Raw genomic sequence first — 13,643 nt, 5'->3', positions numbered from 1 at the left:
CGGCGGGTCACTTGATCATCACGCGGAAACGCAGGGTGAAATTGCTGCCCGCCGTCTGGTTGCCGGTCGGCTGGACGCGGATATTGGTGACCGCCGCGTCGCAGCCATCGGCGTCGAGCGAGGGGATATAGGTCCAGGTCGCGCCATTGTCCGACGAGAAGGACAGGCTGTCGGACATGTTCCCACGGCCGAGAAACGAATAGGTGAGCCCGGTGCCGGGGACCAGGCTGCCCGTGAACACCATCGGGCCACTGTTGTTGCCGTTCAGGTCCGCCACATAGAGCTTGGTCTTGGCGGGCACCGCGTCCTTGAAGTCGATCGTCTTCACCGTCGTCAGCGAATTGGCCGCCGGATTGGTGATCGTGATCGTGTAGTCGACCAGCGCGCCGGGGATCGACTTGGGAAAGAGCTGCCCCGTCGGGTCCGAGACCACGCTCGACGTCTTGGTGATCGTCAGCGGCACCGCGGCGACGAGCAGCAGGAGCATGAGGGGCAGGGAGAGAAGGCGCCGCATCACTTGCCTCCGAATAACTGGCCGGCCTGCTCGAACAGGGACTTGTCGAGCCGGACGCGCATGGTGAGATAGGGGCCCTGGCGGGTGTAGCGCGAATCCTCGAAATCGCGGTCGCGATAGCCCGAGACATTGTAGCCCGCGCTGATCCAGGTGTTGCCGCCCGGCGAGAAGCCGAGCGATGGGCCATAGGAGAAGGTGGCGTTGCCGCTCGACCAGCTGTGCTGGACGCTGGCGGAAACGCCGATGTCGAGATTGCGGCGCAGATCCTTGCGGACCTCGATGCCGACCACGTCGATGAACCCGTCGATCGTCTCGTCGGCATAGCGGCCGCGAACGAATTTCGCGCTGTAATAGAGACTTGCCTCGAAACCATGCGATGCACCCTCAGGTCCGGTGCGGTAGCTGAGCGCGACGTTGTTGACCGCGCGGAGCGTCGATTGGTCGCCGATCGCGAAGGTCGGCACCGCCAGCACGTTGCGCGAGGAGACGCCGGCATCGGCCTGTTCGTGGCGCAGCTGGAAGCGCTCGAGCACGGCCCAGCGGCTGTCGGCCGGACGGATGGCGAGGGCAAGGTCGGCGGTGGCGTAGGAGACGGTGGCGCCGTTCTTGTCGGTGACGCGATAGGCGTTGATGCTCGAAGCGAGCGTGCTGCCTTCGCCGAGCGTGCGCAGCAGGCTGCTGGTGATCCCCACGCGGCGGCTCAGGTCCGAATTGCGATATTCGGCGCGGCCGGTCCACGACCAGCGGTTGCCGCGATAGGTGGCACCAAGCGTCACCGCGACGAAATCGCCATCCCGACTGTCCTGGCCAAGCACCCCGCCGGTGGCGCGTGGCTGGAACGGGCTGATCGTCGCAGCAGGATCGACATGCCCCGAAAGCGTGCCGCTGGCATCCAACGTGGCATCGATCGTCCAGCGCTTGCTCACCGGCAGTGACTGGCTGAGGCCATATTGGGCATAGGTGCGCGTGCCGTTCTCGCCCATCGCCTGCTGGTTGATGCTCGACATCAGCCGGGCGCCAGCCCAGGGCGCCACGTCGAAGCCCAGCCGTGCGGCGTGCGCGGTATAGGTGTCGCCCCTGGCGATCTCGTAGAGACCGAGAAGGCGGATATCCCTGGTGATCTTCCAGGTGGCGCCGATCTGCTGGCGGGCCGGGAAGTCGGTGCTCTCATCCTTGCCGCCCAGCGCGACCTGGCCCTGGCCCTGAAGCTCGACATCACCGCCGAACAGTTTCTGGGTCGCGCCCACGGTGAACAGCTGCGAGACGCGCCGCTTGCCGTCCGTGCCGACATCCGAAGCGAACTGGCCGCCGACGAAGACGGTGCCATTGTCGCGGCGATATTCGATACGGCCATCGGCGGCGACACGGCCGGCACCAGTCACCAGGTCGTCCTGCACCCAGGCGGAGAGCGATGCGCTGAGCCGCTCGCCGATGCGCAGCCGGCCGTCGGTGCCGATCTTGCGGGTGCCGGCTTCGCCGAAATTCTGCTGGCCGAGGCCGAAGCCGGCATCCTGCTGATGCATATAGGCGAGGAGATCGACGCTCTTGCCGTGATGCTCGATCTCCGCCGAGAAGGCCTGGCCGGCCTTGAGCCCGCCCTTGCCGCCGGTCGCCGCCTCGGCGCGGATCTCGGTGCCCTGGAGCGGGCGGACCTTGAGATCGATTGCGGCAACCGTGGCGCTGCCGATCGTCTCGTCATGCAGGATGGTGGCGCCGAACTCGGCCTTGCCGTTGGCGGCGGTGACCGATGCGCGCGCTCCGCCGACGCGCTTCTTGCCCGGGCCATAGGTTTCGTAATCGACCACGATGAACACGGGGTTGAGCGCGCCGTCTCGGCTCAGCACCGGCTCGCGGAAGCGGATCGTGCCGGCGATGGGGTCGATGTCATAATCGATATGGCGGGTCAGCGTGATGCTCTCCAGCACCTGGTCGGGGCGATAGCGGTTGCGCGTCTCGAGCCGCAGCTTGTCGCTGTTGGGCACGATATCCTGCTGCGACAGGCGATACGGGCCCGACAGGCCATTGCCCTGGATCTCGTCCCGGGCGTAGCGCTCGTCGATATTGGCGGCGAACACGGCGACGTGCGCGCCGTCCCTGGCGTACTCGGCCTTGGCGCCGTTCAGCGTGCGGCTGTAGCGGGCGAGGCGGGTGTCGGTGAAGCCGGTCTCGAAATCGCCGAACAGCGCGTAGAACGCCTTGTGCTCGAGGCGGAGATAGAGCTTGCCGCGCGTGGCGGCGTCATAGCCCTGGGCGGTGCCGTCGCCATAGACCGTGTAGTAGCGATCCGGATCGATCTTGCCGAGCAGCCCGCGATCGCGATCGAAACGGCGATCGCTGTCATAGGCGAGGGTGAGCAGCCAGCTGCCCTTGATCCGGCCCTTGGCATAGAGCGCGAGCTGGCCATCGGTGACGACGTCATGGGTGCGGACCGTCGGATTGCTGTGTTTGCTCAGCGTCTGATAGCCGATCGTGCCCTTGCCGAAGCCGACGATCATCCAGTCGCGTGCCGGCGCGGAGAGCCAGGGGCGGATCTCGGTGACGTGCTTCTCGCCGTCCGCGCCCTGCAGCGTGACCGCGATGCGTGCGGTGCCGGCCTGGGTAGTGGGAGCAAGTGCGAGCAGGGCGATGCCTTCGTCGCCGGTGACGCGGGCGGTCGCCTCGGCCCGGTCGAGCCCGGCCAGCTGGCGGGTCTGTTCGGCGGCATCGGCCTGGGCGGCGGCATAGGGCTGATCGATGCGGAAAGCGACGATCGCCCCGGCGCGCACGGGCTTGCCGTCGCGATCGGTGACCCGAACGGCGATCTGGGGCTGGCGAAGGCCATCCGCGGCGAGTTGCGAACGTTCGGCGACATAGGTCAGCTGCGCCGGCGTGTTGGCATAGTGGACGGTGCGCTCGAGCGTTGCGACCAGATTGCCCTGGGCATCGAGCACGCGCGCCTGAAGATGATTGTCGCCTTCGATCAGGGGCAGGCCGGTCCAGCGCGAGACGGCGACGCCGCGCGCGACATCTTCATCACTGCCGTCATAGGCCAGCGGATCGGTCCGCTGGCCATTGAGCGTCAGCGCAACTGCCTGGCCCGGCGCATGCTGGATCACGATACGCAGTGCCGGCGAGCGCGGATTGTGGCTCGCGTCGGGGAACAGCCAGGCAGGTGCGCCCGGTTGCGCGGCGGCAAGCCAGTCGATGCCGCTGCCGGCAGCGGTGGCGTCATCCAGCACGGCGGGCTGTGCGGCCTGGCCGGCATCGGCGGGCAGGGCGATCCGGCGCAGTTGGAAGTCGGCGCGCTGCAGGCTGCCGCCCATGCCCTCGACGAAGCGCGAGGTGCCGTGGCTGCCGGCACTGCGCGTGTCGCGGTCGCAGGTGACCGGAGCATAGCCAGACGGCAGCGCACCGGTGTCGAGCTGGACGACATGCGTGCCCGGGCGGACACTTTCAAAGTGATAAAGGCCATTCTTATCACTGAGTGTGAAGGTTCCATCCTCCAGCAGCACGCGCACGCCGGCCACGCCCTTGCGGTTCCGGTCGGGGTTCCGGCAATCTCCCTCGGTGATATGTCCGATCAGCGTCATGGCGTCGGTGAACAGGGCTGCGTGGATGCGGACGGCGGCACTGGCCTCCGGACTGGCGGCCGCACCGTCGGTTGCCGAGGCGCGGTTCACCGCCACGCCCTGCGGCGTATCGGGCCCAACTGAGGTGAGATAGGATATAGTTCGGGCACTATTTGAAGAAATGCTTGCGAGAGTAAATCGCAACGTGCTGCCATCACTGGATATTTGTGGTTCAGGGGCGCCCTTGACCGTGCCCGGGCGATAGCGCAGGCCACGCGGGAGCACGTCCGTCACCACCGGCGCCTGCGCAGTGGCGCCGCCGACATTCTTGAGCTCGAGCGCATAGGCGACGAAGTCCCCTGCGCTGGCGTCGTTCACCGAAGCGGTCTTGGTCAGTACCAGCTTTGCGGTCGCGGCGGCCCGGGCGGGCGGATCGAGCGGCACGTCGATGTGCACGGGTTCCGGGTCCGCCAGCAGGAAATCGCCGCCATAGGAGGCGTCGGTGATCCGGTACTTGCCCGGCGGGCCGGTGAAATCGGCCAGCTCGGCCGGCGTGCGGGCCGAAGGCGCGGTGTAGCCGGCGGGCGGGGTGACCTGCAGCCGGTAGCTGCCCGCGGGCGCCAGTGGGAAGCGGAAATTGCCCGGCGTGAAGGCGTAGACGCCGCCACCCGCGTCGGTGACGGTCGTGCCGGTGACCACGGTGTTCGGATAGGCACTGATGCCGTCATCGCCATAGACCATCGCGGCCGGCTTGCCGGTGGCGTTGTCGATCAGCGTGACCGTCGCGCCGTCGATCACCGCGCCGGTCTGCGAATCGAACACATAGCCTTCGGGATCGATCAGCAGCGAGGCGTCGGAGGGAAAGCTGAGGTCGTCGCCGTCGAAATTGACATATAGCTTACCGATGCCGGTCAGGCGGATGTTGCAGGCGGCCAGGTCGGGACGAGTGCCGGATGCAGGCACCGCGCCGGCGAAGATGCCGGTATCCACGCCGGTTTCCATCAGCGGCAGGCGCACCGAGGCGGTGCCGATCGTGGCCGTGATCCAGGCGATTTCGCGCGTCTCGGGGTCGCGATTCTCGGCCTCGGCCTCGAGCGTCACGATCATCGCGTTTTGCACGTCATGCGATTGGAGCTGCGGCGCGGCGGCAAGCTGCGCGACGGTCACTTCGGCGGGCGTGAACTGAAGGCTGGGGCTCGTCTCGCACTTCATGCCGACGAACTGATAGCCGGCAGGGAGCTGGCGGAAGCCCAGCACGGTCGGCTTCTTGAGGCGATCCAGCGTCACTTCATTCGATGCGATCGCGCGCGTGCCGGAGCCGTCGGCAAATTGAAGCGTGGCGGTATTGCGAATCGTCTGCGCCTCCGCATTCCCCAGGAATGCGGAGCCAAGCGCTGCGAGCGCGAGGGCGCCGGTGAACAGGCGCGAGAGACGAGACGGTGGGTTCATTGATCTTCCCGATCCGGTGCGCAGCGCAAAGCTGCACACCGGCATGGGTTTTCAATCACTTATGCGGATCAGTTGATCGTGACTCGGAACGCGACGGCGTAAGCGCCGAGCGGCGCTACCGACGGGATCGTGCCCCGCACCGTGGTGCCGTCGAACGAACCGCCATAGAGGTCGGTCTCGTCGGCGCCGGTATTGTTGTCGTCCTCGGTGGTGCCGATCAGGATGCAGCCGCCACCGCCGGCCGAGGTGCCGACCTGGATCGAGCCCGGCACGAAGGTGGTGTTCGCCGGCACATTGTCGGTCACAGTGAGATTGGTCGCCGTGCCCGGGCCCGCATTGTTGATCGTCATGCAATATTCGATCGTCGCGCCGGGGATGGCATGCGGGTTGACCAGGAAGTTGATCGGATCGCTGATCACGCGCGAGGTCTTGCCCAGCGTCACCACCGCGGTGGAGATGTGATAGGCGTCGAACGCGCGGGCCTGGCCGTTGCGGGCGAGGTCGAGCGCGCCCGAGCCGTCGGCGAAGACGATTTCGACGGTGCCGGCGGAATCCGGCAAGAGCGTCGAGCTGGCGATCAGGTCAGCGCCGAGCGCGCCGCCCGTGCCGCCGGTCGCTGCCACGACGTTGAGCGAGACGATTGCGGTATCGATCCCCGGGGTGTTCGGTATGTCGGCGACGATGAACACAGTGACCGAGGCATCCGGCGCGAGCTCGTCGATATAGGTCGCGGTGTCGATACCGGCGTCGTAGGTGCCGTTGCCGTTGCTATCGACATAGGCGTGCATGTTGGTGACATTGAAATTGTCGCTGCCGAGCAGCGGGATCGATACGCTCTGCTGGTCCGGATCCAGGCGGAAGTCCTGGGTCGCGTTGGTCAGGTTGGTGACGGTGAAGGTCGTGACCTGGGCGGTGGCGCCGATCGCCGTTTGCGTCACTGCGCCGCCGACTTCGGCGACCGCCAGATTCACTTTCTTGTCGACCACGAAGCTGGCGACGTTCGACGAGACCGACTGGGTCGATCCGCCGACGTCATAGCTGACGCTGGCCTGGTTGTTGACGGTGGTGCCAGACGCGGTCTGCGACTGGGCGAAGGCAGGCGCTGCCAGGGTCGTTGCCGCGAGTGCGCTGCCCCCCAACAATGCCCCCCGCAAAGGATGGATGCTCATGAGAAAATACCCCAATTACTGACGATAAAATACTAATATCACTTAAGAAGTGCGCGGAATGCGACTTGCTGCGCACCGCCGGCGGGCACCGGCTGGGCCAACCGCCAGCGCACCACGCGCACATCGGCCGCGGTGGCGGGGCGAGCCCGGCCATCGGCGGTGGCGATGCGAAGCGAAGCGAGCTGGCCGAAGCTCTTCCCATCGACCGACACTTCGGGCGCGGGGGAATTGGCGGCGGGCCCGGCATATTGCATGCCGGCCGGCACCGGATTGGCGATCACCACGCCGCTGGCGGGCTTTGCGCCGCTGTTGGTGACCTTGATCTGGTAGACGACATGGTCGCCGGGCACGACGCGCCTGGCCGGCACCAGCTTGACCTGGGTGATGCCGTTGGCGGCATCGGCACGCGTTTCGGCGAGTACGGTCGTGGTGATGTTCACCGGCCCGGTGGGCGCGGCGACGGCGGCAGTCGTCAGCAACAGACTGCCGAGCAACAAGGCATGGCGCATGGTGAAACTCCTCGTCATTGGATGGTGACCTTGAACTGGATGCTGTGTGTGGTGGCCGCTGGCACATCGCCGAGCGCGACCCGGATCCCGGTGCCGTCGAAGCCGCCGGCATCGCCGTCGCTGGCGTCGCTGAGCGCGGTGCCGTCGAGCATGAGGGTGCCGGGGAGGTAGCGCGTCCCGGCCGGGATCGGATCGATGACCGCGGCATTGGCGGTGAGGCCGGGGAAAGTGGCGACAAGCGTATAGGTCACCACCGCGCCATGCGCGGGAATGGTCCCCCCCCAGGGATCGAGCACCGACTGGCTCTTGGTGAGCGTCGGATCGCCGCCGTCCACCACCGGCTCGATGGTTACGACGGTGGAGACGGGGCCTGTGCCGATGGTCCCGCCGCTGCTGCCCTTGGGATGGGCGATCAGGGTCAGCGTATGGACCGTGCCCAGCCTGCTGCGGAAGAACGCGAGGAAGTCGACCGACTGGCCGGGCTCGAGTTCTTCGGTGCAGCCGTCAGGCAGCATCCTGTCATGCGCGGGATCGTAGAGCCCGTCGCTGTCGCCATCGATCGCGAAGCCCTCGACCGTGCCGTCGGGATACTCGGCGCTGAGGCAGAAGGCCTGGCGGCTGTTGCCAATATTGGTCAGGGTAAAGGGAAGGGGTGTGAGTTGGCCTGGCACCACCGCCATGCGCAGCGGGCGCGCGACGATCCGGCTGCCGATGAACTCTGCGACTTGCAGCGTCGAGGGGTTGGAGCTGACCTGCTCGGGCGCGCCGTCCATGGAATAGTCAAGGCGCGCGGTATTGGTGATCCAGGTTCCCGCGCGCGTCTGCGCGAAGGCGGGCATCGTACAGATACAAGAAAGGGCTGCCGCAGACAGTAATACTGCCCTGCGCTCCCTTTCATGTCTGACACGAGTAACCTGCAAGCAATTTTCCCCCTGAAATCGCAGGGGTAAATTGCGCTCGACGAATTAATTTAAACTGTAAGTGTATACCGTGGTTAATCCCTAGCCGTGATCTTGCGAGTAAGTATGTTGACGTAGAAATTACGTAATTTGATGTAGAAATTGCGTAATAACCGTAATATTGTCTGTAAATTATCTTCTGGTTTTTCGCTATTTTTCGATATGCGTCGGGTCGTGAGGATCTGCACGCCTGTCCAGCATCCTGAGCGGGTTCATGATTGGACGGTGGTACGCCGAGACCGCTAGCGGGTGCCGAGCCCGCTTGTCTCGTGCTTGCCGACGGCCTCTGCTTCCTAGTCGAAGGCGCCGGGTTTGCTAGGGGGCTCAGGGCTGCCGGTAGCGAAGAGCTTCGATGAACAGCCTGAATGCCGGCGACACCAGCCGGCGGCTTGGATAGTAAAGGTGATAGCCGTCGAAAGGCGGGCACCAATCTTCAAGTATTCGCACGAGCGATCCTGAGCGCAGTTCTTCATTCGCCCGGTCTTCCATGACGAACGCGATACCGTGCCCCGCCGCCGCAGCCTTGAGGATCAGCGAAACCCGGTTGAGCACCAGCTGGCCGTCCACCTTCATGCGCAGTTCGCGTCCGTCCTTCTCGAACTCCCAGGCATAGATGCCACCCGCACTGGTCATGCGCAGATTGATGCAGCGATGCTGGGCGAGATCCTGGGGTGTTGCCGGCATGCCATGCTCGGTGAAATAGCCGGGCGCGCCGACTGCGATCATCCTGACCTGTGGACCAATGCGGACCGCGATCATGTCCTTGGCGAGCGCTTCGCCGAGGCGGACCCCGGCATCGAAGCGGCCGGCGACGATGTCGGTCAGGCCGGACTCCACGTTCAGCTCGATGTTGATGTCCGGATACGCGAGGGCAAACCGGTCGATCGCGGGCCAGAGGATCGTTTCGGCGGCATGTTCGGACGTCGTGATGCGGACCGTGCCGGCCGGCCGTTCACGCAGCCGGGTCAGCGAGGCCAGCCGCTGGTCGATTTCCTCCAGGGCCGGTCGGAGCGTGTCGAGGAGGCGTTCGCCCGCTTCGGTGGGGGCAACGCTGCGGGTGGTCCGGGTCAGCAGCCTGAGGCCAAGCCGGGTTTCAAGTCGGCGGACGGTATGGCTGAGCGCGGATTGCGAGATGCCCAGCTTCTTCGCGGCGGCCGTGAAGCTCGCCTCCTCGGCGACTGCCAGGAACATCGTGAGGTCCGCCATGTCCTCGCGTTTCATGCCGGTTCCTCAAAGTTTCATGACTGACATTCATAGGCTCAAGTTGCATTGCCTGTCTAATCGGCAAGGGTCCAAAGGCGTAAATGGGCGGTGATCAGGAACGCTGCGGCAGTGGCCCACCGTCCTGCTCGTGAAGGACCGCGACATGACGATGCAAGTCACCTCCCCGTCGATCAGTCTCCCGTCGGAGGCGGCAAGTGCAGCTCGCAACCCTCTGCGGATACTGGCGGTGCTGGCGACGCTGATGGCGTTCGGTTCGATTTCCACGGACCTGTATCTGCCTGCAATGCCCGCGATGGCGATCGACCTGCACAGCGGCCCGGGCGCGCTGGAGCTGACGGTGTCCGCCTATCTGGTCGGCTTCAGCCTTGGCCAGCTCTTCTGGGGCGCGGTTAGCGACCAGATCGGACGCCGGATACCCGTCGCGATCGGCATCGCGCTCTTCATGATCGGTTCGGCTGGCTGCGCACTTTCCGCCAGCGTGCCGGAAGTGATCGCATGGCGGCTGGTGCAGGCAACCGGCGCTTCCGCCGGCGTCGTTCTTTCCCGCGCGATGGTGCGCGACTTGTTCGCCGGCAACCGGGCGGCGCAGATGCTCTCCACCCTGATCACGATCATGGCGGTGGCGCCGCTGGTCGGGCCGCTGATCGGTGGCCAGCTGCTGTCGATCGGATCCTGGCATCTGATTTTCTGGCTGCTCGTCGGCATTGGGGCGATCACGATGGCGGCGCTGTTCACCGTTCCCGAAACGCTCGCATCCGAGCGGCGGGACGCCAGTGCCGTCCGCCACGCCCTTTCGCGCTACGTCGCTCTGCTGGGCGACCGGCGGATCCTCGCGGCGGCAGGCGTGGGCGGTTTCTTCTATGCCGGTGCCTTCGCCTATATCGCCGGTTCGCCCGACGCATACATCCGCGTCCACCACGTCTCGCCACAGCTTTATGGCTTTCTGTTCGGCCTGGCGATCCTGGCGATCATGCTGATGAACATGCTCAATGCCCGGCTGGTGCCACGCCTCGGCATGAACCGTCTCATCCGTTCCGGGGCAATGATCGCGGCAATTGCCGGGCTGGCGTCGGCGGTAGCGGGCTATACCGGCTTCGGTGGGCTCGCCGGCCTGGCCGTCCCGCTGATCCTGTTCAGCGGCATGAACGGACTGATCGTGGCCAATTCCATCGCAGGCGCGCTGGATGCCTTTCCCGAGCGGGCCGGAGCCGCCTCCGCGCTTATCGGTGCGTTCCAATATGGCGGCGGCATCCTGGGTTCGGCGCTGGTGAGCCTGCTGGCGGATGGAACGCCGGGTCCGCTGGGCCTGGTGATGGCGCTCACCGGGGCGGCCTGCCTCCTCTGCACCTGGCTGCTGCCGCGCACGGCCCGCAACTGATTTCAAACCGACAAACCGGAGAATTTCGATGAAGACACGTACGCTTGGTCAGGGCCTTCAGGTCTCGGCACTCGGATTTGGCTGCATGGGCCTGGACTTCGGCTACGCCACCCGGGTGAGCAAGGATGAGGGCGTCACCCTGATCCGCCAGGCCGTGGATCGCGGCGTCACCTTCTTCGACACGGCAGAAGTCTATGGTCCCTTCACCAATGAGGTGATGGTCGGCGAGGCCCTTCGGCCGGTGCGGGATCAGGTGGTGATCGCCACCAAGTTCGGCTTCGACATCGATCCGGAAACAGCCGAGAACCGCGGCGTCTCCAGCCGTCCCGAAGCCATCCGTGGCATCGTGGACCGTTCGCTACAACGGCTCGGGATCGAGACCATCGATCTGCTCTATCAGCACCGCGTCGATCCCAATGTGCCGATCGAGGATGTCGCGGGCGTCGTTCGCGATCTGATCGCCGAGGGCAAGGTCAAGCACTTCGGGCTTTCCGAGCCCGGCGCGCAGACGCTGCGCCGCGCCCATGCGGTGCAGCCGGTGACGGCAGTCCAGAACGAATATTCGTTGTGGTGGCGTGCGCCGGAGACCAACGGAATTCTCGCGGCCTGCGACGAGCTCGGCATCGGTTTCGTGCCGTACAGCCCGCTCGGCAAGGGATTCCTGACCGGCGCCATGTCGAACCAGACGCTGCCGCAGGGCGATTTCCGCGCAACGACGCCGCGCTTCCAGCCGGACGCGCTGGCGAAGAACGAGGCATTCGTGGATCTGCTGCGGCGCGTCGCCGGCGAGAAGAGCGCTACGCCTGCCCAGATTGCCCTCGCCTGGTTGCTGGCGCAGCGCCCGTACATCGTGCCGATCCCGGGCACGACGAAGCTCCATCGGCTGGAGGAGAATATTGCGGCGGCCGAAGTGGTGTTGGGCGACGATGAACTGCGCGACATCAATGAGGCAGCATCCCGGATCGAGCCCGCCGGCGAGCGCTATGCACCTGCGCAAATGGCAATGGCCGGCCGCGAGGCACCTGCCAGGCAGGAGGTGGCGGAATGACCGGGCAACCGAAGATCGGCCGCCGCGCCTTGCTGGCCGGAGGCACGCTGGCTATGGCCCCGCTGATTGCGCCGGGGACTATTGCGTCGGCGCAGATCGCCGGCGCCCCGGACGCTTCCGGGGCGGTGACGGCGATCACGGTCAAGGGCGATCGCCTGCCACTGGCGGTGCAGGCGTTTTCTGGGGTGGAAGCCCCGATGCGACCGTGACGGGGAAGGGCGATGCCTTCTCCCGTCGCGCGATGCTTGCCGCGCCGGCGGTCCTCGCGTTTACCAGCACGGGCGCCTGTGCGAAGGACGGGGGGGCGGCGATGACCGGTTCCAAGATGCTCGTCGCCTATCTCACACGCTCGGGCAACACGCGCGTCATTGCCGAGACGCTTCACCGGGAGCTTGGCTGCGGACTGTTCGAGATCCGACCGGCCCGCCCGTATCCCCAGGATTATGAGCAGCACGTCGCGCAGGCGACAAGGGAGCGGGATAGCGGCTTCGAGCCCGTGCTGGCGGCGAAGATCGAAAATCTGGCGGATTGCCGGGAGTTGTATCTCGGCTTTCCCATCTGGGGTGAAACCGTGCCCCCACCGATCCGATCGTTCCTGAAGATGCATGATCTGCGTGGGCGCGCAATCCGGCCGTTCATCACCCATGGCGGCTACGGCATCGGCAACGCTGCGTCGGTACTTGCGAGCCATGCGCCAGCTGCCCGGATCGAGACGCCTTTTGTGATGGAGGCGGATCAGGAACGGCGAACCCTCAACCAGGTCAGAAGCTGGCTTGGCCAGTCGAAAGGATAAAACCACATCCGGTTGGCAAGACCGCCGGACAGGGCTACCCCCGTAACGATGTCGCTCGCCCCTCGAACCGAAACTGCTTCCCGAAGCTATTTCGGTACCTTCTCCGATCCTGACGCGATGGCATCGGCAATCGGCGGGATCAACTCGGGGAGCAGTCCCAATCCGCTGGGCGGCTCCGGGCCGAACTTCCACGCGATGCTGGCCCGCGCGGTTTTCGACGGGCTCAACATCGGCATCGGCAAGTTCGCGCGCGGCATCCCGCAGACCGCGGCCATCCCGAATGTCCACACCTTCATGTTCGCCACCGAGCCGGGCATCGTCCGCCAGGTTTCGGGCCGGAAGCTGTTCGGCCGGCGCATCTTCCATTTCCGCCCGGACGAGCGGACCGTCACCGGCTCGCCCGACGGCATGCCCTGGGCCTTCGGCATTGTCGCCATGCCGTTCGACCGGCTCGCCGGCCATGCGCCCGACCTGATCGGCACCGATCACGGTGTGCCGCTCGACGACGACCGGATGTTCCACGCCCCGGAGGCCGCGCTGACTCGGCTCACCGACCTGATGCGAGACATGGCGGAAGTGATCCGCGACACGCCGTGGATCGTCGATGCGCCCCAGCCGGCAAAGGCGCTGTCCGGCACCATCCTCGACAGCCTGCTCGCCTGCCTTGCCCATGGCCGGGTAAGGGCCGACCGCGCCGCGCTTGGCCGCCACCGCGACATCGTCACGCGGTTCGAGCGCGTGGTGGAGGAGCGGCCGGAGGAGATGCTCTCGCTCGGCGCGATCTGCGCGGCTGTGGGCGTGCCGCAGCGCACGCTCAACCTCGCCTGCCAGGAGTTCCTGGGCGAGAGCGCGATGCACTATGCCCGCAACCGCCGGCTCGACCGGGTGCGCGAGACTCTGATGGCGTCGGACCCGTCGAGCACGCTGATCACCAGCGTCGCGATGCATTACGGCTTCTGGGAGCTCGGCCGCTTCGCCCAGGCCTATCGCCTGCGCTTCGGCGAGCGCCCCTCCGATACGCTGCGCAGGAACGCGCACTAGCACGTACCGGC

Annotated in this window: 11 protein-coding genes; 5 read left to right on the top strand and 6 right to left on the bottom strand. The window is 66.0% G+C overall.

Translation table 11 applies throughout. The features are described from left to right. Positions 1–7: 7 nt before the first annotated feature. The 6 genes from AC1RJ5_RS03750 to AC1RJ5_RS03725 all read right to left on the bottom strand — a co-directional run bounded on the left by AC1RJ5_RS03750 (position 8) and on the right by AC1RJ5_RS03725 (position 9,369). On the bottom strand, positions 8–514 hold the full coding sequence (locus AC1RJ5_RS03750; RefSeq protein WP_493111798.1) for a hypothetical protein: 507 nt from the start codon (positions 512–514) through the stop codon (positions 8–10). Next, positions 514–5,511 carry a hypothetical protein gene (locus AC1RJ5_RS03745; protein ID WP_493111796.1) on the bottom strand — a complete coding sequence of 1,666 codons (4,998 nt, stop codon included), beginning with the start codon at positions 5,509–5,511 and terminating at the stop codon, positions 514–516. Before AC1RJ5_RS03745 ends, AC1RJ5_RS03750 begins: the two co-directional genes overlap by 1 nt. Before the next feature lie 68 nt (positions 5,512–5,579). Further along, the gene (locus AC1RJ5_RS03740) at positions 5,580–6,650 is read right to left on the bottom strand and encodes a DUF11 domain-containing protein (RefSeq protein ID WP_269575043.1); all 1,071 of its coding nucleotides are present in this window, start codon (positions 6,648–6,650) and stop codon (positions 5,580–5,582) included. Between the two features lie 68 nt (positions 6,651–6,718). After that, positions 6,719–7,189 carry a hypothetical protein gene (locus tag AC1RJ5_RS03735; protein ID WP_269575044.1) on the bottom strand — a complete coding sequence of 157 codons (471 nt, stop codon included), beginning with the start codon at positions 7,187–7,189 and terminating at the stop codon, positions 6,719–6,721. Between the two features lie 14 nt (positions 7,190–7,203). After that, the gene (locus AC1RJ5_RS03730) at positions 7,204–8,028 is read right to left on the bottom strand and encodes a hypothetical protein (RefSeq protein WP_493111794.1); all 825 of its coding nucleotides are present in this window, start codon (positions 8,026–8,028) and stop codon (positions 7,204–7,206) included. 444 nt (positions 8,029–8,472) lie between these two features. Beyond that, a complete protein-coding gene (locus tag AC1RJ5_RS03725) occupies positions 8,473–9,369 on the bottom strand; it encodes a LysR family transcriptional regulator (RefSeq protein ID WP_493111792.1) in 897 nt (298 codons plus the stop codon). A gap of 145 nt (positions 9,370–9,514) precedes the next feature. On the opposite strand from AC1RJ5_RS03725, the gene AC1RJ5_RS03720 reads away from it, so the two are divergent. The 5 genes from AC1RJ5_RS03720 to AC1RJ5_RS03700 all read left to right on the top strand — a co-directional run bounded on the left by AC1RJ5_RS03720 (position 9,515) and on the right by AC1RJ5_RS03700 (position 13,632). Then, positions 9,515–10,750, top strand: coding sequence for a multidrug effflux MFS transporter (locus tag AC1RJ5_RS03720; protein ID WP_493111790.1), 1,236 nt, complete (start codon positions 9,515–9,517; stop codon positions 10,748–10,750). 28 nt (positions 10,751–10,778) lie between these two features. Next, positions 10,779–11,798: an aldo/keto reductase gene (locus AC1RJ5_RS03715; RefSeq protein WP_493111788.1), complete on the top strand. Its 1,020-nt coding sequence runs from the start codon at positions 10,779–10,781 to the stop codon at positions 11,796–11,798. Continuing rightward, on the top strand, positions 11,795–12,007 hold the full coding sequence (locus AC1RJ5_RS03710) for a hypothetical protein (protein WP_493111786.1): 213 nt from the start codon (positions 11,795–11,797) through the stop codon (positions 12,005–12,007). Before AC1RJ5_RS03715 ends, AC1RJ5_RS03710 begins: the two co-directional genes overlap by 4 nt. A gap of 101 nt (positions 12,008–12,108) precedes the next feature. Then, a complete protein-coding gene (locus AC1RJ5_RS03705; protein WP_493111784.1) occupies positions 12,109–12,591 on the top strand; it encodes a flavodoxin in 483 nt (160 codons plus the stop codon). A 117-nt stretch (positions 12,592–12,708) separates the two neighbouring features. Further along, positions 12,709–13,632, top strand: a complete 924-nt coding sequence (locus AC1RJ5_RS03700) for an AraC family transcriptional regulator (protein ID WP_269575051.1) — start codon at positions 12,709–12,711, stop codon at positions 13,630–13,632. Positions 13,633–13,643 lie beyond the last annotated feature (11 nt).

Source organism: Sphingomonas sp. GW822-FHT03G08 (assembly GCF_058801135.1).
Note: the sequence above shows the minus strand (reverse complement) of the source record. Positions and strands in the feature narration are given on the sequence as shown.